The sequence below is a fragment of the Acidisoma silvae genome, from assembly GCF_020618775.1.
GTDB lineage: Bacteria > Pseudomonadota > Alphaproteobacteria > Acetobacterales > Acetobacteraceae > Acidisoma > Acidisoma silvae.
In genome coordinates, this window is sequence record NZ_JAESVB010000001.1 from 1 (window position 1) to 19,129 (window position 19,129).

At 64.0% G+C, this 19,129-nt stretch carries 19 protein-coding genes; 13 read left to right on the forward strand and 6 right to left on the reverse strand.

The features are described from left to right. From ASILVAE211_RS00005 to ASILVAE211_RS00020, 4 genes are all read left to right on the forward strand, one after another. Positions 1-366 (forward strand): integrase core domain-containing protein (locus tag ASILVAE211_RS00005; RefSeq protein ID WP_227319239.1); only part of this gene is annotated, 366 nt, incomplete at its 5' end. Positions 367-466: 100 nt separating this feature from the next. Continuing rightward, the gene (locus ASILVAE211_RS00010; protein ID WP_227319240.1) at positions 467-886 is read left to right on the forward strand and encodes a hypothetical protein; all 420 of its coding nucleotides are present in this window, start codon (positions 467-469) and stop codon (positions 884-886) included. 98 nt (positions 887-984) lie between these two features. After that, on the forward strand, positions 985-2,316 hold the full coding sequence (locus ASILVAE211_RS00015) for an amidase (RefSeq protein ID WP_227319241.1): 1,332 nt from the start codon (positions 985-987) through the stop codon (positions 2,314-2,316). A gap of 30 nt (positions 2,317-2,346) precedes the next feature. Beyond that, positions 2,347-3,525 (forward strand): acyltransferase family protein, encoded by a 1,179-nt coding sequence (locus tag ASILVAE211_RS00020; RefSeq protein ID WP_227319242.1) that lies wholly within the window; start codon positions 2,347-2,349, stop codon positions 3,523-3,525. A 17-nt stretch (positions 3,526-3,542) separates the two neighbouring features. Here ASILVAE211_RS00020 and ASILVAE211_RS00025 read toward each other — a convergent pair whose 3' ends face one another. Beyond that, a complete protein-coding gene (locus tag ASILVAE211_RS00025; protein ID WP_227319243.1) occupies positions 3,543-4,400 on the reverse strand; it encodes a prephenate dehydratase in 858 nt (285 codons plus the stop codon). 226 nt (positions 4,401-4,626) lie between these two features. On the opposite strand from ASILVAE211_RS00025, the gene ASILVAE211_RS00030 reads away from it, so the two are divergent. The 5 genes from ASILVAE211_RS00030 (at position 4,627) to ASILVAE211_RS00050 (ending at position 11,150) form a co-directional block, all read left to right on the forward strand. Continuing rightward, positions 4,627-5,409, forward strand: a complete 783-nt coding sequence (locus tag ASILVAE211_RS00030; RefSeq protein ID WP_227319244.1) for an inositol monophosphatase family protein — start codon at positions 4,627-4,629, stop codon at positions 5,407-5,409. Positions 5,410-5,528: 119 nt separating this feature from the next. After that, positions 5,529-7,367, forward strand: coding sequence for an extracellular solute-binding protein (locus ASILVAE211_RS00035; protein WP_227319245.1), 1,839 nt, complete (start codon positions 5,529-5,531; stop codon positions 7,365-7,367). Between the two features lie 43 nt (positions 7,368-7,410). Continuing rightward, positions 7,411-8,472, forward strand: a complete 1,062-nt coding sequence (locus tag ASILVAE211_RS00040) for a microcin C ABC transporter permease YejB (protein ID WP_227319246.1) — start codon at positions 7,411-7,413, stop codon at positions 8,470-8,472. A 6-nt stretch (positions 8,473-8,478) separates the two neighbouring features. Further along, positions 8,479-9,519 (forward strand): ABC transporter permease, encoded by a 1,041-nt coding sequence (locus ASILVAE211_RS00045; RefSeq protein ID WP_227320092.1) that lies wholly within the window; start codon positions 8,479-8,481, stop codon positions 9,517-9,519. Next, positions 9,516-11,150: an ABC transporter ATP-binding protein gene (locus ASILVAE211_RS00050; protein WP_227319247.1), complete on the forward strand. Its 1,635-nt coding sequence runs from the start codon at positions 9,516-9,518 to the stop codon at positions 11,148-11,150. Before ASILVAE211_RS00045 ends, ASILVAE211_RS00050 begins: the two co-directional genes overlap by 4 nt. Before the next feature lie 10 nt (positions 11,151-11,160). Here the strand turns inward: ASILVAE211_RS00050 and ASILVAE211_RS00055 are convergent, their stop codons facing one another. Continuing rightward, the gene (locus tag ASILVAE211_RS00055; RefSeq protein WP_227319248.1) at positions 11,161-13,065 is read right to left on the reverse strand and encodes a potassium transporter Kup; all 1,905 of its coding nucleotides are present in this window, start codon (positions 13,063-13,065) and stop codon (positions 11,161-11,163) included. Between the two features lie 383 nt (positions 13,066-13,448). On the opposite strand from ASILVAE211_RS00055, the gene rpsF reads away from it, so the two are divergent. The 4 genes from rpsF (at position 13,449) to ASILVAE211_RS00075 (ending at position 16,245) form a co-directional block, all read left to right on the forward strand. After that, the gene (gene rpsF, locus ASILVAE211_RS00060; protein ID WP_227319249.1) at positions 13,449-13,934 is read left to right on the forward strand and encodes a 30S ribosomal protein S6; all 486 of its coding nucleotides are present in this window, start codon (positions 13,449-13,451) and stop codon (positions 13,932-13,934) included. Positions 13,935-13,937: 3 nt separating this feature from the next. Beyond that, entirely contained in the window at positions 13,938-14,213 is a 276-nt protein-coding gene (gene rpsR / locus ASILVAE211_RS00065; RefSeq protein WP_227319250.1) for a 30S ribosomal protein S18, read from the forward strand. A 12-nt stretch (positions 14,214-14,225) separates the two neighbouring features. After that, complete coding sequence (gene rplI, locus ASILVAE211_RS00070) at positions 14,226-14,792, forward strand: 50S ribosomal protein L9 (RefSeq protein ID WP_227319251.1); 567 nt, start codon at positions 14,226-14,228, stop codon at positions 14,790-14,792. Between the two features lie 169 nt (positions 14,793-14,961). After that, entirely contained in the window at positions 14,962-16,245 is a 1,284-nt protein-coding gene (locus ASILVAE211_RS00075) for an SAM-dependent methyltransferase (protein ID WP_227319252.1), read from the forward strand. Positions 16,246-16,277: 32 nt separating this feature from the next. On the opposite strand, the gene ASILVAE211_RS00080 is transcribed toward ASILVAE211_RS00075, so the two are convergent. The 4 genes from ASILVAE211_RS00080 to ASILVAE211_RS00095 are packed head-to-tail and all read right to left on the reverse strand — an operon-like array spanning position 16,278 to position 19,122. Continuing rightward, positions 16,278-16,712, reverse strand: a complete 435-nt coding sequence (locus ASILVAE211_RS00080; RefSeq protein WP_227319253.1) for a secondary thiamine-phosphate synthase enzyme YjbQ — start codon at positions 16,710-16,712, stop codon at positions 16,278-16,280. Between the two features lie 5 nt (positions 16,713-16,717). Then, entirely contained in the window at positions 16,718-17,743 is a 1,026-nt protein-coding gene (locus ASILVAE211_RS00085) for an aldo/keto reductase (RefSeq protein ID WP_227319254.1), read from the reverse strand. A gap of 40 nt (positions 17,744-17,783) precedes the next feature. Then, positions 17,784-18,551, reverse strand: a complete 768-nt coding sequence (locus ASILVAE211_RS00090; protein WP_227319255.1) for an SDR family NAD(P)-dependent oxidoreductase — start codon at positions 18,549-18,551, stop codon at positions 17,784-17,786. A gap of 13 nt (positions 18,552-18,564) precedes the next feature. Continuing rightward, positions 18,565-19,122, reverse strand: coding sequence for a DUF3035 domain-containing protein (locus tag ASILVAE211_RS00095; RefSeq protein WP_227319256.1), 558 nt, complete (start codon positions 19,120-19,122; stop codon positions 18,565-18,567). Between the last annotated feature and the right edge of the window lie 7 nt (positions 19,123-19,129).

Consider the following 19,129-nt stretch of genomic DNA (forward strand, 5'->3'; position numbering starts at 1 on the left):
ATGCTCGCCTGCGTCGAGCGGCGCTTCAACGCCGTGCGGGCACCACATCCCGTGCAATGGCTGGCAGACAATGGTTCTGCCTACGCCGCCAGGGAGACACTGGCGTTCGCCGTGGCGCTCGCTTTGGTGCCATGCTTTACGCCCGTCCGCAGCCCTGAAAGCAATGGTGTCAGCGAGGCCTTTGTCAAAACGCTCAAGCGTGATTACGCGCGGATCCAGCCTCGTCCGGATGCACTGACCGTTCTACAGCAGCTTCCAAATTGGATCGAAGATTATAACGAGAACCACCCACATAGCGGCTTGCGTATGCGCTCACCACGTGAGTTCATTCTTAGCCAATCGCAACCCGCCTCGTGTCCGGTTTAACGGGGGCAACTCCAGTTTCAACAGAGCCTTCCACGCTCTTCTCTATCCGCTGCCGCCGGAAGTCTTTAAACGATGGCTTTGGCTGAATGAGGAGACTGTCATGGCTAAACCCCCCGGAACACCCAAGGCTAAGGCAGGCGCCCCCGCCCAGTTCGACATGAACCATCGCGAGCGGAAAGGCGGTCAGGGCCGTCCTGGCGGTCGTAATCGTGACGAGAAGCGCGCTCCGCTCCGCATCGTGAAACTGCCGCCGGCAGTCATCGATCGCGGCAATGGCTGGGTCATTCAGAAGATCGGCAGGGTCGATGAGACGTCGCGCGCCGCCATGGGCGCGGAATACCATCTGATTTTTGACGGCCACGATCCGCTGACCTTCGACTATCTTCAGGCGGCGCGCGATCGCGCGAAAGAGGCACCGCCCGAGAAGCCGGAACCCGAAGCCGCAGAGGCTCCGGCCGAAGACGTCCCCGCGCAGGAAAGCCCTGCCGGCGAAGCCCAGACCGACCAAGAACCTGCCTGAATAGACAAGGACTTGCCGCAACCCGGCAAGTCCTTCGTCTTTTGAGATGGTGTTGCCGCAGCGTAATGCCCGTGTGCATTGTGCGACAGACGGAAACAATGCCAAGTCCTCCCACCAGTGTGCGAGACGGAGAGACGAGGATGGCAGACCAGGTGATGAAGGCCCGCGACCGTTTGGAAGCGGTCTTCGCCCGCATGGCGGAGCCGGGTGCCGATCAGGCGATTTTCACCAAGCTCTATCCCGAAACAGCCCGCGCCGCCGCGGATGCCGCCGACCAACGCGCCGCCGCCGGCCAGAGCCTTGGGCCACTGGACGGGCTTCTGATCAGCATCAAGGATCTGTTCGATGTGGCGGGGGAGGCAACCACTGCCGGGTCGGCCATGCTGCGAGACGCGCCGCCAGCCAAACAGGATGCGGTGATCGTCCAAAGGCTGCGCGACGCTGGCGCGGTTATTTTCGGCAAAACCAATATGACGGAATTCGCCTATTCCGGTCTTGGCCTGAACCCCCATTGGGGCACGCCCGGCAATGCCAGGGACAGCAGCCGCGTGCCGGGCGGGTCATCCTCTGGCGCCGGTGTCGCGGCGGCCTTGGGCCTCGGCGATATCGCCATCGGCACGGATACCGGCGGTTCGGTCCGCATTCCGGCCGCGCTGAACGGCGTCGTGGGCTTCAAGCCGACGGCCGCGCGGGTGCCGCGAGGCGGCGCTTTTCCGCTGTCCTATACGCTCGATTCCATCGGTCCCTTGGCCCATAGCGTCGGCCTCTGCGCCGCCGCCGATGCGGTCATGGCAGGTCAGGCGTCGCATGCTTTGGCCCCGCTTGAGACCCTGACCATCGCGGTGGTCGAGGAATTTCTGGAAGGGATCGAACCCGCCGTCTTCAGCGCTTTTGAGGCCACGCTGCGCCAATTGGAAAAGGCCGGCGCCCAGATCGTCTGGGCCGAGATTGGATCGCTGATCGCAGAGATGCGGACGGCACTGGCCGAGGCGCCGATCGTCCCGGCGGAAGCCGCTGCCATCCATGCCCTCCATCTCGACAATAACCGCGCGGACTTCGATCCGCAGGTCCTCGCCCGCATTCTTGGTGGTCTGCCGGTGACGGCACCGCGCTATGTGGCGACGTTGCAGCATCGCCTGCGTCTGATTGCCCAGCTTGACGCGCAACTGGCGGATGGCCGTCTGCTGGCCATGCCGACCACGCCTGTCGTGGCGCCGACGATCGCGTCCTTGGCCGAGACAGCAGCCTTCCAGGCGGCCAATATGCTCGTTCTGCGCAACCCGAGTTTCGGCAATTTCTTCGACCTTTGCAGCATATCCCTGCCGCTGCCGACGGACGGAATGCCAGTGGGTCTCATGCTGATGGCACAAACGGGCAGCGATACGCGGCTGCTATCGGCGGCCTTTGCGATCGAAGCGGAATTGGGCTGAACGCGACAGAGCAAGCCTGAGCATTTTGATTTGACCCGGACGATCCTGGTGCGCAACAAACGGTCAATGCGACAGGAAAGCGTTCCCCTGACCTCCATTCGCGGCTTCGCCGCGCTGTGGGTCACGTCGCTGCATTATCAGCTCGGCATGGCCGATGTCGGCTATCAGCTTTGGCCCGGGGTCTCTCATTACGGCTATGCTGGCGTCGATATCTTTTTCATCCTGAGCGGCTTCATTCTCTCGGCCGTCTATCGCGGTTTCGCCTGGCACAACCTGGGCTCTTTCTTCATCCGCCGTGGCTTTCGCGTCTATCCGATGCATCTAGCCGTCACCGGCGGCATGCTGCTGCTATGGATCGACGCCTATCTGCGCTTCGGTGTCCATAACGAGGCGCAGAATCTGCACTGGCTGCCGGCTTTCGCCCTGTTGTTGCAGCCATTCATCTATCATCGGCTGATGTGGAATGCGGTCACCTGGTCCATTTCGGTCGAGCTTGTCTGCTACCTGCTGTTTCCCTTGGCCATCCTGGCGCTGCGTGGCGCCCGGCTATGGGTGCTGCTGCCCATCATTTTGGTTCTGGCGGTGATCGAGCATCATCTGCAGATCTACGATCTCTATGTCTGGGGCGACGGGGCGGTCGCGCGCGGCCTGGTCGGTTTCGGCCTTGGCATGGCGATCAGGCTGGCGAGCCAGCGCGTGCCGGTGCCTGCCCGGTCGCTGACCATCCTCGGTGAGCTTGTGGGGTTGGGCGGTATCATCGGCGCCTGCGTGATCGGCCAAGGCACCTATGTTCCGATCTTCGCCGGGCTTCTGATCCTATGCATTTCCTACGACAAGGGCATCGTATCCTGGGTGCTGCACGCACCCGTCTGCCTTTGGCTCGGCAAGATCTCCTTCTCCTACTACCTCATTCACGAGGAGATCATCGGCCTCGCCTGGACGCGCTTTCCGGCGACCAGGCTGCCCTTCAGCCATGATACCGACGGTTTCGTGTGGATTGCCGGGGTGATCGCGGCGGGCCTCGTCCTGTCCACCGTCACCTGGCTGGTGATCGAGGAGCCTTTCCGCAAGCTTGGCGGCCACATCGCTCGCTGGCTGGAGCGGCACCAGGCGCGTCGGGCCGAACACCTGCGCAACGCGCCTGTCGATTCCGGGGGCGGCGCCGGCCGCATGCCGGCCGAGGTCAGGGAAGGCGTGGCGGCCGGCTGATAAGTCTAGCTTACGCCTCAGTCGGCGGCGATCTTCTGTGCCAGCCGGAAAGCGGCGGCGGGATAGACGCCGAGGACGCGGATTTCCCGCGAGAAGAAGGCCAGTTCCTCGAGCGCGCGGCGCAGGGCCGGATGCTCGGGATGGCCTTCGACGTCGCACAGGAACTGTGTCGCGGTGAACTGGCCGCCGACCATATAGCTTTCCAGCTTGGTCATATTGATGCCGTTGGTCGCGAACCCGCCCAATGCCTTGTACAGCGCCGCCGGCACGTTGCGGACGCGGAAGACGAAACTGGTCATCAGCCCCGGCGCCTCGGGCGGCGGCAGGCGCGGCTCGCGCGCCGCGACATAGAAACGCGTCGTATTATGGGCGGCGTCCTCGACATTGCGCAGCAGGATCTCAAGCCCATAGAGCTCGGCGGCAAGGGCGGAGGCGACGGCGCCGTCCTCGATCCGGCCCCAGCCGGCGACGAGCGCGGCGCTGCCGGCCGTATCGGCCTCCACCACCGGCTGCATGCCGTGCTCGCGCAGCAGCCGGCGCACCTGTCCAAGTGCCACGGCATGGCTATGGACGCGCTTGATGCTGTCCAGGCTGGACCCCTTCACGCCGAGCAGGCAATGCTCCACGCGTTCGAAATGCTCGCCGACGATGGCAAGCCCGCTATCGGGAAGAAGGGAATGGATATCCGGCACGCGACCGGCGAGCGTGTTCTCGCAGGGCAGCATGGCGAGCTGGGCGCGGCCTTCGCGCACGGCGTCGATTGCGGCCTCGAAGGTCTCGCAGGGCAGCGGCACCAGTTCCGGATGCGCCTTGCGGCAGGCGAGATCGGAATAGGCGCCGGGCACACCCTGGAATGAGATGGCAGCCTGGGTCATGCGAAAATCCTCCGTGCCCGCTGGTAGCCATTCCCCGGCAGAGCGGCAAGCCGGCTTTCGCACGCATCACCAATCGCGGATCGGGCGATAAAGGTTCCGTATTGTAACCCCGCGCGGGGCCTTGCCCGATAAAAGGGCTGCGGCGCTTGCCGATCCGCGCCAGTCGTGGTCTCTGACCGCAGGGTATTCCTTCCTTTTCGAGCCTTTAAGTGAAGCGGATTTTCTGATGGCTGCTCCGATGGATTTCCTGCCGGTGGCGTTGGCCGCCGCCGATGCCGCGGCTGTCGCGGTGCGTCCCTATTTTCGCGTCGGCCTGCAGGCCGATGCCAAGGCTGATGACAGTCCTGTCACGCTGGCGGATCGTGCGGCGGAACAGGCCATGCGCGCGGTGCTGGCCGCGCATTGCCCGGACCACGGCATTATCGGCGAGGAATTTGGTGGGACCGAGACGGGCCAAAGCGGCTTCACCTGGGTGCTGGATCCGATCGACGGCACGCGCGCCTTCATCACCGGCCGCACCACCTTCGGCACGCTGATCGCATTGCTGCAGGACGGGGTTCCCGTCATCGGCATCATCGACCAGCCGATCACCGGGGAACGCTGGGTGGGTGTTGCCGGTCGCCCGACCGAGTTTACCGGTCCGCTGGGCGGCAAAGCGGCCTGCCGTCCCTGCCCGGACCTGGGACGGGCCGAGCTGTCCTGCACCAGTCCCGATATTTTCAGCGATGACACACGCCCGCGCTTCGAGCGTCTGCGGGCCGCGACCCTGCGTACAAGCTGGGGCGGGGATTGCTATGCCTTCGGCTTGCTGGCGCTCGGCCAGATCGACCTCATCGTCGAAGACGATCTGAAGCCCTGGGATTGGGCGGCCCTGGTACCGGTCGTGACCGGTGCCGGCGGCAGCATCACCGATTGGGCGGGGGCACCGCTGCGCCTGGGCTGTTCCGGGCAGGTCATCGCGTTGGGCGATCCCTCGCTGCTGCCCGCCGTCATCCAGCACCTGACCTGACGAAACCGTCAGCGTCCGGCCATCTCCTGGGGCTTTCGGTCAAGGCTGAAAGCTCCCATTGTTACAGTGACGTCTTATCTGGGACGTCTTATTCGGCGAAGAACCTTCGGGAAGTGTGGATGCAGCGACGGACCTTTCTGGCTGCCAGCGCCGGTTTTTTGACTGCCCCCTTAGCTTTGCGGGCGCAGACCGTGCCGCCGGGCGGCTATGGCGTCAGTGTCACCGGGCTGCCGGCCCTGCCGGCCGACTTCAAGAACTTCCCCTATGTCAATCCGGACGCGCCCAAGGGCGGCGCCGTCACCTTCAGCCAGATCGGCGGCTTCGACAGCTTCAACCCCTTCATCATTCGCGGCAATCCGGCTGCCGGCGCCAATTACCTGTGGGACACGCTGCTGCGCCAGTCGAGTGACGAGGCCGCCTCCGGCTATGGGTTGCTGGCCGAGACCATCGCAATCGCGCCCGACCACAGCAGCGTCACCTTCACCCTGCGGCCGGAAGCGACATTCGCCGACGGCACGCCGGTTCTGGCGAGCGATGTCGTCTGGAGCTTTGAGACGCTCTGCGCCAAGGGGCAGCCTTTCTATCAGCAGTATTATGCGGCTGTGTCGTCGGTGCGGGCCGCGGACGCGCGGACGGTGGTGTTCAGCCTGCATCCGGGTGCCGCGAAGGAATTGCCGCTCATCCTGGGCAGCCTGACCGTCTTTCCCCAGGCCTGGTGGAAAGGGCGGGATTTCACGGCGCCGGTGATCGACGCGCCGCTCGGCTCCGGCCCCTATAAGGTGGAAAGCTCTGCGCTCAACCGCTCGGTCACCTACAGCCGGCGGGCGGATTACTGGGCCGCCAACCTGCCGGTCTGTCGTGGCTTCTATAATTTCGACCGCATCACCTACGACTATTTCGGTGACCCCTCGGTCGCGATGGAAGCGTTCAAGGCGGGCGATATCGACTTCCGCAACGAGAATATCGCCAAGAACTGGTTCACGGGATACGGGTTTCCCGCCGTGCAGAAGGGGCTGGTCAAGAAACAGGTCTTCCCGGACCGGCTGCCGGCCGGCATGCAGGGTTTCGGCATGAATACGCGGCGCGCGGTCTTCAGTGACCCGCGCGTTCGCCAGGCCATCGCCTGGGCCTATGATTTCGAATGGGCCAATAAGGTGCTGTTCTATGGCGGTTACGAGCGGACGCTGAGCTATTTCAGCAATAGCGATCTCGCCTCCACCGGCCTGCCGACCGGTGCCGAACTCGCCTTGCTGGAGCCCTTCCGGTCACAATTGCCGTCGGACCTGTTCACCAAGCCCTTTGCGCTGCCGGTCAATGACGGATCAGGCAATAACCGCCCGGCGCTGATCGCGGCGCTGCATCTGCTGGAACAGGCGGGCTGGACGGTGCAGGACCGCATGCTGAAGAACAAGGCCGGGGAGACCATGGGCTTTGAAATCCTGCTCAGCGATCCGTCCTTCGAACGTGTGACCTTGCCCTATGTCGAGGATCTCAAGCGGCTCGGCATTAACGTGACGGTCCGGGTGATCGACCCGTCCCAATACCAGTCGCGCATGAATAATTTTGATTACGATATGACGGTCGTGCTGTTTCCCGAATCCGATGTTCCGGGCAGCGAACAGCGGGATTATTGGGGGTCGGCCGCCGCCAAGCTGACGGGCAGCAACAACCAGATGGGCGTCTCCAGCCCCGTAGTGGACGCGCTGGTCGACAAGGTGATCGGGGCCACCGACCGCGATACGCTTTACGCCGCCATCCATGCGCTCGACCGCGTCCTGCTCTGGGGGTGGTATGTGGTGCCGCAATGGCATCTGGGCGCCTACCGTCTTGCCTTCTGGGATGTGTTCGGCTTTCCGACCAAGCCTTTCCGCGCCGGTTTCGATATCGACAGCTGGTGGATTGACCAGGCAAAGGCGGCGGTCACCGACGCGCAGCGCCATCATTCGAATGCTGGCTGAGATCCGTGTCGATAGCCGCGTGACCGGGCGGGACGGCTGAGCCATGCTGGCCTATATCCTGCGCCGCCTGGCTCTTATCATCCCGACGCTGTTCGGCATCATCGCGATTAACTTCGTGGTGGTGCAATTTGCGCCCGGCGGTCCGGTGGAGCAGGAGATCGCGACCCTGAAGGGCCGTGCCGGCATGGTGGCAGGCGCGGGTGAAACGTCGGCACCCACGGGCGGCCTCTATCGTGGCGACCAGGGGATCGACCCGCATATCCTGGCCGAGATACGGCATACCTTCGGCTTCGACAAACCGCCGCTGACGCGTTTCTGGCTGATGCTGAAAGGCTATCTGACTCTCGACCTGGGCCAGAGCTTCTTCCTCGGCCAATCGGTCTGGAGCCTGATCATCCAGCGCATTCCGGTCAGCATTTCGCTGGGCCTGTGGTCGACGCTGCTGATCTATCTCATCTCCATCCCGCTCGGCATCGCCAAGGCAACGCGGGACGGCACGCGGTTTGACTTGGTGACGACGCTGATGGTGCTGGTGGGCTACGCCATCCCGGGCTTCCTCTTCGCCATCATGCTGATCGTCGTCTTCGCGGGCGGCACGGCCTTCCAGTGGTTCCCGCTGCGCGGATTGACGACCGTCGGATCGCAATCCTGGGCCTGGCCGGCGCGGGTCGGCGACTATGCCTGGCATATGGTGCTGCCGACTGTCGCCATGGTCGTGGGCGGTTTCGCCAGCCTGACGATGCTGACCAAGAACTGCTTCCTGGAAGAAATCGGCAAGCATTACGTGCTGACGGCCCGCGCCAAAGGTGCGAGCAATGCGCGCGTGCTGTACGGCCATATCTTCCGCAATGCCATGCTGCTGATCGTGGCGGGCTTTCCGGCTGCCTTCATCAGCATCCTCTTCACCTCGGCGCTGCTGATCGAAATCATCTTCTCGCTCAACGGCATGGGGCAATTGGGCTATCAAGCCGCGCTGCAGCGGGACTACCCGGTGATGTTCGGCACGCTGTATGTTTTCTCGCTGCTGGGCCTGCTGATGCAGATCGTCGGCGACATCCTCTATACCGTCGTCGATCCCCGCATCGACTTTTCGGCGCGGCGCTGACGCGTGATGAAACGTCCGCTCATTTCCCCCCTCAATCGCCGCCGGCTGGCTGCCTTCCGGGCGCATCGGCGGGGTTTCTATGCCTTCTGGGTTTTTCTGGTCCTGTTCGGCATCAGTCTTTGCGCGGGCGTCGTCGCCAATGACCGTCCGCTGGTCGTTCGCTTCGACGGGCATTTCCTGTTCCCGGTCGTGCATGACTATAGCGAGGATCACTTCGGGGCGGATTTCATGCCGACCGAGGCCGATTACGCCGACCCGGAGGTCGCGGCTGCCATCCGCGCCCATGGCTGGATGATCTGGCCGCCGATCCCCTTCAGCTACAATACCACGGTGGATAATCTGGGCGCCTCCGCGCCGTCGCCGCCCAGTTGGCGCAACTGGCTGGGCACCGACGATCAGGCGCGGGACGTGCTGGCGCGCGTCATCTACGGTTTTCGCATTTCCATCCTTTTCGGCTTCACGCTGACAATTCTGGCCTCCGCCATCGGCATCCTGGCCGGTGCCGTGCAGGGCTATTACGGCGGCCTGACCGATCTTCTGTTTCAGCGCTTCATCGAAATCTGGTCCGGTCTGCCGGACCTGTTCATGCTGATCATCCTGTCCAGCATCATCGCCCCCTCCTTCTGGGTGCTGCTGCTGTTTCTGCTGCTGTTCAACTGGATCAATCTGACAGGCGTCGTCAGGGCTGAATTCCTGCGCGGCCGCACGCTGGATTATGTGCGCGCGGCAAAAGCGCTAGGCGTTTCGGATTTCGCGGTGATGCGCCGCCATATCCTGCCCAATGCCATGACCGCGACGCTGACATTTCTACCCTTCACCCTGTCAGGCTCGGTCACCATCCTGGCCAGCCTGGATTTCCTGGGCTTCGGCCTGCCGCCGGGCTCGCCGTCGCTCGGTGAGTTGGTCTCGCAGGGGCGGGACAATCTTCAGGCGCCCTGGCTTGGCATTACCGCCTTTGTCGTATTGGGTGGACTGCTCATCCTGCTCATCTTCATCGGCGAAGCGGTGCGGGACGCCTTCAACCCACGGAAGACGGGTTTTCGATGAGCCTTGTTGTCGTAGAGGGCCTGTCCGTCTCCTTCGGGGATCGTGCCGTGGTGCAGGACGTCTCCTTCACCGTCGCGGCCGGGGAGACGCTGGCTTTGGTCGGCGAAAGCGGGTCCGGCAAGTCGCTCACCGCGCTGTCCCTGCTGCGCCTGCTGCCGCCGGGCGCGGCGGTCGCCTCCGGCCGGATCGAAATCGAGGGCGAAGAGATCACCGGCATGCGCGAGGCCGATCTGCGCCGCGTCCGTGGCGGGCGCGTCGGCATGATCTTTCAGGAGCCGATGACGAGCCTCAATCCGCTGCATCGCGTCGGCCGCCAGGTGGCCGAGGCTGTAAAGCTGCACGCCAAGGCCGGATTGAGCCGGGACGCCCTCCATCGTCGCGCGGTGACGCTGCTGGAACAGGCCGGTTTCGCGGATGCCGCGCATCGGCTGGATGCCTTTCCGCATCAGCTCTCAGGCGGCCAGCGGCAGCGCGTGATGATTGCCATGGCGCTGGCGAACGACCCGGCACTGCTGATTGCCGATGAGCCGACGACGGCGCTGGACGTGACCATCGAGGCGCAGATCCTGGCCCTGCTCGACGCGCAAAAGGCGGCGCGGGGGCTGGGGCTGCTGCTGATTACCCACGACCTGGGCGTCGTGAAACAGCATGCCAATCGGGTCGCCGTGATGAAGGCCGGCCGGATTGTGGAGACCGGGACGGTCGCCGATATCTTCGCCCGGCCCACCCATCCCTATACGCGCATGCTGCTGGGGTCGGAGCCCAAGGGCAGTCCGTCGCCGGTCGCGGCCGACGCTAAGGCGGTGATCTGCGCTGAAAATCTCACGGTCCGCTTCGCCATCCGTCGCGGCGTCATGCGCCGCTCGGTGGGCGATGTCGCGGCCGTCGACGATGTCTCGCTGACGGTGCGCGAGGGCGAGACGGTCGGCCTGGTGGGCGAAAGCGGCTCGGGCAAGACCACCACGGGCTTCGCCATGCTGGGGCTGGAACAGGCGAAGGGCCGCATCCTGTTCGCGGGGCAGAACATTGCCGAACTGCCCGAGCGCAAGCTGCGCGCCTTGCGCGGCGACATGCAGATCGTCTTTCAGGATCCCTACGGCAGCCTGTCACCCCGCCTGACGGTGGAGGAGATCGTCGCCGAAGGGCTGAAGGTCCATTTCCCCAAACTCAACCGCGCCGAGCGGCATGAGCGCGTGGCGGCAGTTCTGAACGAGGTCGGGCTGCCGCTGAATGCGATGGAGCGCTATCCGCACGAATTCTCGGGCGGCCAGCGGCAGCGCATTTCCATCGCCCGCGCTGTCGTGCTCGAGCCGCGTTTCGTGGTGCTGGATGAGCCGACCAGCGCGCTGGACCGTTCTGTGCAGACGCAGATCGTCGATCTGCTGCGCCGGCTACAGGCCGACCATGGCCTGGCCTATCTCTTCATCAGCCATGACTTGCGCATCGTCCGCGCGCTGGCGCATCGCATCATCGTGCTGCGGCGGGGCCGTGTGGTGGAGGAAGGCCCGGCGGCGGAGATCTTCGCCAATCCGCAGCAGGATTATACGCGGGCGCTGATCGCGGCGGCTTTCGAGGGCCGGGCGCTGGAGACCGATCTGGACGAACCGGAAGCGCCGACGCTGGTGGATTGAGCCTTGCCCGTCAGATCGCGATGCGCACGCCAAGTTCGACCACGCGGTCGCTGGGGATGCGGAAGAATTCCGTCGCTGGCACGGCATTGCGCGACAGAACCAGGAATAGCCACAGGCGCCAGAAGGACAGTTTCGGCACCAGTGCCGGAACGATGACCTCCCGGCCCAGGAAATAGCTGGTCTGCATCGTGTCGAAGGGTACGCCCAGCACGCGCAGTTCTTCCAGCGCACGGGGAATATTGGGGCTTTCCTTGAAGCCGTATTTCACCGTCACCCGATTGACCTGCGGCGCCAGTTCCTCGACCTCCAGCCGCTCATGCAGCCCGACTTCCGGCACGTCGGCGGTCTGCACCGTGACGAGAAAAACCCGCTCGTGCAGCACCTTGTTGTGCTTGAGGTTATGCAGCAAAGCGTTCGGCACATAGGCGCCGTTGCCGGTGAGAAACACGGCGGTGCCTGGAACGCGGATAATGCGGGAGGAGGGCAGACGCGCCAGGAAGGAATTCAGCGGCAGGCTGTCCTGCTTCCAGCGCTGGAACATCAGCTCCCGCCCGCGCTTCCAGCTCGTCATCGTCGCCATCAGCACGATGGCGACCGCAATCGGCACCCAGCCGCCGTCCGGCACTTTCAGCAGGTTCGAGATGAAGAAGACCGCGTCGAGGACGAAGAAGACGCCGAAGACGCCGAAGACGGCCGAGCGCGACCATTTGAACTGCCGGCGATAGACGAGGGAGGCCAGGATGGTGGTGCAGGTGAAGGTGCCGGTGACGGCCACGCCATAGGCCGAGGCGAGCGACGCGCTGCTGCGGAAAGCCAGCACCAGCACCAGCACGCCGACCAGCAGCATGGTGTTCACCTGGGGTACATAGATCTGCCCCTCTTCGGTCTCGCTGGTATGGCGCACGATCATGCGCGGGATGAAGCCGAGCTGCACGCATTGGCGCGCGACGGAATAGGCGCCCGAGATCATCGCCTGGCTGGCGATGACGGTCGCGGCGGTGGCCAGAATGACCATCGGCACCCGCAGCACCGGCGGGCAGAGCAGGAAGAAGGGATTGTCCAGCGTGCTGGGGTCGCGCAGCACGAGCGCGCCCTGGCCGAAATAATTGAGCGCCAGGCAGGGCAGCACGAAGAAGGTCCAGGCGCGCTGGATCGGCTTGCGGCCGAAATGGCCCATATCGGCATAGAGCGCTTCCGCGCCGGTGACGGCCAGCACGACGGAGCCGAGCGTCACGAAGGTGACGAAGCCATGGTTCATCGCGAAAAATACGACATAGCTCGGCGAAATCGCGCGCAGCACCCAGGGGTTGTGAACGATTTCCACGAGGCCGAGCACGCCGATCGACAGAAACCACAGCGCCATCACCGGGCCGAAAATGCGGCCGATCGTGGCCGTGCCGCGATATTGGAACGAAAACAGTAGGCCGATCACCAGCACGGCGAGCGGCAGCACGGCGGGCTTGAACAGCGGCGAGGTGACTTCCAGCCCTTCGATCGCGGACAGAACCGAAATCGCGGGGGTGATCATGCCGTCACCGAAGAACAGGCAGGCCCCGGTGATGGCGATCAGCACGACCGTGGCGGCGACCTTGGGGCGGCGGCAGACGCGCTGCGCCAGTACCATCATGGTTAGGATGCCGCCTTCGCCGTTATTGTCGGCGCGCATCACAAAGGTCACGTATTTGATGGTGACGGTGATGATCAGCGCCCAGAAGATCATCGAAAGCGTGCCGAGGACGGTCGTATCGGTCATGCCGGCACGGCCGAAAAACGTCAGGCAGGTTGAAAGCGCATAAAGCGGGCTGGTGCCGATATCGCCGTAGACGATACCCAGAACGCCGAGCAGGAGCGCAGGGGTAACGGCATTCCGCACCGGGTGAGAGGCGTCTGCGGCGGTCGTGGTCGAGCTGTTCATCGGGTCCGTGTTTCTGTCGGCGGGCGCCAGTCGTCAGCGAAGAAAGGGGCGAGGCGTGCAGTCAGGCGGAGCGGAAACGGGGCAAAGCCTCGGGCATGGCATCCAGACCGACAGGATCGAATATCTTGTCTCTGCTTGGCGTCTGGACGGAGCCTTACGCTGGGATGACAGCGGAGTGCAAGCATGGCGGTGTTGCGCTTGCGAAGCGGTCCGCCGTCTGGCGCATGTGAGACCGGCGCAGATCAGGTTTGCCTTGCGAAATCGGGCAAGATCTGCGCTTTTGCCCCCCGCCCTGCCGGGGTGAAGGCATCACCTCGGCTGTGCTTGGCCGTGCCCGGAGTCCCGGACCACGGATACCAGGCCGATACATCCGGAGGGACAATATGCCTCTATATGAATGCGTCGTGATTGGACGCAGCGAAATCACGCAGCAGCAGGTCGATACCCTGACTGACGTTGTCGTGGCTCAGGTTGAGAGCGAAGGCGCCCTGGTGCGCAAGCGCGAATACTGGGGTCTGCGTAGCCTTGCCTATCGTATCAAGAAGAACCGCAAGGGCCATTATGTGCTTCTCGGCCTCGAAATCGAGCCGAAGGCGCTGGGCGAAGTGGAACGCCAGCTGCGTCTGAACGAAGACGTGCTGCGCTTCATGACGATTCGCGTCGATGAAATCGATGAGAATCCTTCCGCCGTTCTCGCGCGCAAGTCCGACGATCGCGGCTTCCGTGGGCCGAAGCCCGCTGGCCGTTTCGATAGCGGCCGCCGCCGTTATGACGACCGCGAAGAATTCCGTGCCCGCGAAGAATATCGCGGCCCGCGGGATGACGAGGACGACCGTGGCCATGGCCGCGGCATGCAGGAGGAGATCTGATCCATGTCTGATACGACAGACGTCAATCCGGCTGCGCGCCGGGCCGCCGTCGGCGCCCGCCGCCCGTTCTACCGCCGCAAGAAGTCCTGCCCCTTCTCTGGCCCGAACGCGCCGAAGATCGACTACAAGGACGTGCGCCTTCTGTCCCGCTTCCTCAGCGAGCGCGGCAAGATCGTGCCGTCCCGCATCACGGCGGTTTCCGCCAAGAAGCAGCGCGAGCTCGCCCGTGCCATCAAGCGCGCCCGCTTCCTGGCGCTGCTGCCCTACGTTCTGCAGTAAGGGAGAACGACCATGGCAGCTATTGAAGTCATCCTGCTCCAGCGCGTTCCCAAGCTGGGCCAGATGGGCGACCGCGTGAAGGTGAAGCCGGGTTATGCCCGCAACTTCCTCCTTCCGCAGAAGAAGGCGCTTCGCGCGACCAAGGACAATGCCGCCCGCTTCGAGCAGGAGCGCGTGCATCTGGAGGCCCAGAACCTCCAGCGCCGTGAAGAAGCGCAGGCCGTGGCCGGTCGCGTTCGCGGCCTGTCCGTCACCCTGATCCGTCAGGCCGGCGACAGCGGCAGCCTTTACGGCTCCGTTTCCAGCCGCGATATCGCTGAAGGTGCGACCGCCGCCGGTCTCGGCATCGACCGTGGCCAGGTTGAGCTTGATCACCCGATCAAGACGCTGGGCGTTCGCGCTGTCCGCGTGGTGCTGCACCCGGAAGTCGTGATCGACATCTCCGTCAACGTCGCCCGCTCCGTCGAAGAAGCTGAGAAGCAGCTTCGCGGTGAGGCGGTCGGTCGTGCGGCCGAAGAAGAGAACGACGTCGCGGCCGATATTTTCGGCACCGATGACGAAGAGGAAGCCGCCGCCTGATTCAGGTGACGCGCTGATTGAAAAAGGGCTGGCAAGTGAAAACTTGCCGGCCCTTTTTTATGTCTGCACGCGCTTGCAGTTCCGGCGACCCTGGGCGCATTATCAGCGCGGTAATGTGCAGTGGGCCAGGATTCCGCCCGGCCCGCGTCGTGAGACGAGAGAAGTGCTAATGCGACAGATCCTTGATCGCCTTCTGAAACGCATGATCAGAAAGGGCGGCTTGGTCGTCATCTGGCCGAATGGCGAGAAGACTTCCTACGGTCCGGACAAGGACGGCGCCTACACGATCAAGCTGACCGATGATCGCGCCATCCGCGCCATCGTCCTCAATCCTGGTCTGGCGGTCGGCGAAATGTATATGGACGGGCTTCTGGTCCCGGTCGATTGCTCGCTCTACCAGGTTATGGAAGTCCTGCTCGCCAATCTGCAGACCGCCGGCATGGGTGCCGTGCCCATCATGAACGCCCGCATGGTGCTGGGCACCATCTTCCGCCGCTTCAAACAGCTGAACAACGCGGTGCGCTCGCGCCGCAACGTGGCCCATCATTACGATCTCAACGGTCGTCTCTACAGCCTTTTCCTGGATCGCGACCGGCAATATTCCTGTGCCTATTTCGCACGCGGCGATGAAACCCTGGAAGAAGCCCAGCTCGCCAAGAAGCATCATATCGCCGCCAAACTGAAGCTGGACCGGCCGGATCTGTCCGTCCTCGATATCGGCTGCGGCTGGGGCGGCATGGCGCTGACCCTGGCGCGTGACTATGGAGCGAAGGTCACCGGCATAACGCTCTCCACCGAACAGCTGGCCGAAGCCCGCGCCCGCGCCGAGGCCGAGGGCCTGTCCGACCGGGTGAAGTTCGAACTGCTCGACTATCGCGCCGTGCAGGAGCGGTTTGACCGTATCGTTTCCGTCGGCATGTTCGAGCATGTCGGCATCAATCACTACGCCACCTATTTCGGCATGGTGAAGCGCACGCTGAAGGATGACGGCGTTGCCCTGATCCATACCATCGGCCGCAGCGACGGGCCGGGCACCACCAACGGCTGGATCGAAAAATACATTTTTCCCGGCGGCTATTCCCCCGCGCTGTCAGAAATGATGCTGCCGATCGAGCGGTCCGGGCTGATCGCCACCGATGTCGAGGTGCTGCGCCTGCATTACGCCGAGACTCTGCGCCACTGGCGCCGGCGCTTCGCGGCCAATCGCGACGCCATCCAGACGCTGTATGACGAGCGTTTCTGCCGCATGTTCGAATTCTACCTGATCGGCTCGGAACTCGCTTTCCGCTACCAGGAGCATGTGAATTTCCAGGTGCAGCTGGCGCGCGTGCAGACGGCGGTGCCGATGGCGCGCGACTATATCACCGAGACTGAACAGCGGATGATGAGCGCGGTTCCCGCCGCCGCCAAGGCCGATACGTTCGTGCCGGTGGCGGAAAAGGTTCACGCCTGATTTGATCTGATCTGACCGGGCGCTCGCTGCGCCTATTCCCCGATCAGATGCAGCGCCACCTCCCGCCGATGCGGGCGGGTGCGATGCTCGAACAGGAAAATGCCCTGCCAGGTGCCGAGGGCAAGTCGCCCTTCGGCCAAGGGAATTGTCAACTGCGGGCCGGTCAGCAGCGTGCGGATATGCGACGGCATATCGTCCGGCCCTTCCAGGGAGTGGATATAGCGCTGGGCCCCGGCCTGGCCGCGATCCTCCGGCACCAGACGCTCGAAAGCATCGGCGATATCCACCAGCACTTCCGGGCTGGCATTCTCGGTCACTGCCAGAGACGCCGAGGTATGGGCGCACCACAGCGTCAGCAGCCCCGTTTCCATGCCTTGCTGGTCCACCCAGGCCCAGACGGCCCGGGTGAATTCCGTCAGCCCCTTGCCACGGGTCTGGATGGAGAGGCGGTCGGTCGCCTGCCGCATCGGCGTCAGACGGGCGCCGGGTTGCGCTCGGTAAAGCCGCGCTGATGCCAATAGGGATAGGGCAGGGTGACGGCACTGGCCTTGTCCAGCTTCGCCACCTGCTCCGGCGTCAGATTCCAGCCGACGGCGCCCAAATTCTGGCGCAGCTGCTCCTCGTTGCGGGCGCCGACGATGATATTGGCGACGGTCGGGCGCTGTAGCAGCCAGTTGAGCGCGATCTGCGGCACGGTCTTGCCGGTTTCCTCAGCGATCTGGTCCATCGCTTCGACCACGGTATAGACGTGCTCGTCCGGCACCGGCGGCCCCATGTCGGCCGTCTTATGCAGGCGTGAGCCTGCGGGCAGCGGCTGGCCACGGCGGATTTTGCCGGTCAGGCGGCCCCAGCCGAGCGGACTCCAGACCACCGCGCCGACGCCTTCAGCCTCGCCCAGCGGCATCAGCTCCCATTCGTAGTCGCGGCCGACCAGCGAGTAATAGGCCTGATGCGCGACATAGCGGGGCAGGTTGTATTTCTCGGCCGCCGCCAGCGATTTCATCAGATGCCAGCCGGAGAAATTGGAACAGCCGACGTAGCGGATCTTGCCGGCGCGGACGAGATCGTCGAGCGTCGAGAGGGTTTCCTCGACGGGCGTCATCGCGTCGAAACCATGGAGCTGGAAGAGGTCGATGTAATCGGTGCCGAGGCGCTTCAGCGACTGCTCCACCGAGCGGATGAGGTGAAAGCGCGAGGAGCCGACATCATTGGCGCCGTCACCGGCGCGAAAGGTCGCCTTGGTGGAGATGATCAGCTTGTCGCGTCGGCCCTGGATGGCGGCACCCAGCACTTCCTCGGCGGCACCGGCCGAATAGATATCGGCGCTGTCGAACATATTCAGCCCGGCATCCAGGCAGATGTCGATGAGGCGGCTGGCTTCCGCGACATCGGTCGCGCCCCAGGCCTGAAAAAACTCGCCCTTGCCGCCGAAAGTGCCGGTACCGAAGCTGAGCACGGGCACCATGAAGCCGGATCGTCCGAGACGTCTCTGTTCCAAGCCTACCTCCTGTTATGGAGACGGGGGCCGTGCTGAAGCCTTAGTACCAGCCCCCGTCGACGATGAATTCGCGTGCCGTCACCAGCCGGCTGTCGTCGGCCGCCAGCCACAGCACCATGCGGGCGACATCGGCCTCATACAACCGATCCGGAATGCATTGTCCGGCGGCCCGCTTGGCCTCGGCTTCCGGCGTCATCCACAGGTCAAGTTGACGCTGCGTGATGATCCAGCCCGGAAAGACGATATTGGCCCGGATGTGGTGGGGCCCAAGGTCGCGCGCAAGGCTGCGGGTCAGGCCGATGACGCCCGACTTGGCCGAGGTATAGGCAGCGAATCCGCCCTGGGCCATCAGGAAGCTGTTGGAGCTCATATTGATAATCGAGCCGCCGCCGGCGGCGATCATGTCATCCTTCACCGCCTGGGCGCAGAAGAACTGATGGCGCAGATTGGTCGCCATGCGGTCATCCCAGTATTCGGGCGTGACCTCGTCGATACTGTGCCGGTCGTCGCGGGCCGCGTTATTCACCAGAACCTCGAAGCCGCCACCCAGCTTGCCGCGCAAGTCGGCGATGGCGGCGCGCAGGGCCGGAATATCGCGCAGATCGACCTTCTCGAAGTGCACGACCGCATCAGCCGGTTGCTGCGCGAGCAATACAGCGGCCGAGGCCTCATCCAGGTCCAGGAAGCCGACATGAGCGCCCTGGGCCAGGAAATGCTCGACAATGCCGGCGCCGATACCCGAAGCGCCGCCTGTCACCAGAACACGCCGACCTTCAAGACTGGGATAGTTCGCGAAGCGGCCGTTCATGAGATGCTTGTCCTCAGAAAATCTTGTCGAGAAGATCGCCCAATGGGCCGTGGCTTTTGGGTTTCACCAAAGGCGTGCTGCCATTGGCGGGGCTGAGGCCAAGCGCCGCATTCTTCTGCAAGCGTTGGGCCTCTCCCTTGGCATCGACAAGGGCCGGTTTCGCGACTGGCCGGCCGAATGGGTCAAGGCGGTTGCCAAGCGTCTGGCTCTTGGCATCCTTGACTGCCTGGACATCGATCTGCTGGCGGATATTGGCGGGCGCAGCCGGGCCTGCCTCACCCACGAAGGCCTGGTCGCCGGCTGTATTGGGTGCGCCGCCCGCCAGAGAGGCACCGCCCAGCATGGCGCTTTCGGCCTGCACGGGGATGGTTACTTCCTGCGGGCGCGGCGCGCCCGGGGTGGGCGCCGGCAGATCGGCTGCGGCCGAATTCAAGTCCGGCGGCATGGAAAGCTGGCTCTGCGTGGTCACCAGAAACTCGTCCGGCGGATCTCGCTGAAGGCCAAGCGTCTGCATGGTACCGCTGGAACAGCCCGCCAGCATCAGCGGCGCCACAAACAGCGTCCACCGCATTATTGTC

What these genes read in the sequence shown, in the direction of transcription:
- rplI (WP_227319251.1), top strand. Translation starts at nt 14,226, where the DNA reads ATGGCAGCTATTGAAGTCATCCTGCTCCAGCGCGTTCCCAAGCTGGGC.
- ASILVAE211_RS00045 (WP_227320092.1), top strand. Translation starts at nt 8,479, where the DNA reads ATGAAACGTCCGCTCATTTCCCCCCTCAATCGCCGCCGGCTGGCTGCC.
- rpsR (WP_227319250.1), top strand. Translation starts at nt 13,938, where the DNA reads ATGTCTGATACGACAGACGTCAATCCGGCTGCGCGCCGGGCCGCCGTC.
- ASILVAE211_RS00015 (WP_227319241.1), top strand. Translation starts at nt 985, where the DNA reads ATGCCAAGTCCTCCCACCAGTGTGCGAGACGGAGAGACGAGGATGGCA.
- ASILVAE211_RS00030 (WP_227319244.1), top strand. Translation starts at nt 4,627, where the DNA reads ATGGCTGCTCCGATGGATTTCCTGCCGGTGGCGTTGGCCGCCGCCGAT.
- ASILVAE211_RS00095 (WP_227319256.1), bottom strand. Translation starts at nt 19,122, where the DNA reads ATGCGGTGGACGCTGTTTGTGGCGCCGCTGATGCTGGCGGGCTGTTCC.
- rpsF (WP_227319249.1), top strand. Translation starts at nt 13,449, where the DNA reads ATGCCTCTATATGAATGCGTCGTGATTGGACGCAGCGAAATCACGCAG.
- ASILVAE211_RS00090 (WP_227319255.1), bottom strand. Translation starts at nt 18,551, where the DNA reads ATGAACGGCCGCTTCGCGAACTATCCCAGTCTTGAAGGTCGGCGTGTT.
- ASILVAE211_RS00010 (WP_227319240.1), top strand. Translation starts at nt 467, where the DNA reads ATGGCTAAACCCCCCGGAACACCCAAGGCTAAGGCAGGCGCCCCCGCC.
- ASILVAE211_RS00075 (WP_227319252.1), top strand. Translation starts at nt 14,962, where the DNA reads ATGCGACAGATCCTTGATCGCCTTCTGAAACGCATGATCAGAAAGGGC.
- ASILVAE211_RS00050 (WP_227319247.1), top strand. Translation starts at nt 9,516, where the DNA reads ATGAGCCTTGTTGTCGTAGAGGGCCTGTCCGTCTCCTTCGGGGATCGT.
- ASILVAE211_RS00025 (WP_227319243.1), bottom strand. Translation starts at nt 4,400, where the DNA reads ATGACCCAGGCTGCCATCTCATTCCAGGGTGTGCCCGGCGCCTATTCC.
- ASILVAE211_RS00040 (WP_227319246.1), top strand. Translation starts at nt 7,411, where the DNA reads ATGCTGGCCTATATCCTGCGCCGCCTGGCTCTTATCATCCCGACGCTG.
- ASILVAE211_RS00055 (WP_227319248.1), bottom strand. Translation starts at nt 13,065, where the DNA reads ATGAACAGCTCGACCACGACCGCCGCAGACGCCTCTCACCCGGTGCGG.
- ASILVAE211_RS00035 (WP_227319245.1), top strand. Translation starts at nt 5,529, where the DNA reads ATGCAGCGACGGACCTTTCTGGCTGCCAGCGCCGGTTTTTTGACTGCC.
- ASILVAE211_RS00080 (WP_227319253.1), bottom strand. Translation starts at nt 16,712, where the DNA reads ATGCGGCAGGCGACCGACCGCCTCTCCATCCAGACCCGTGGCAAGGGG.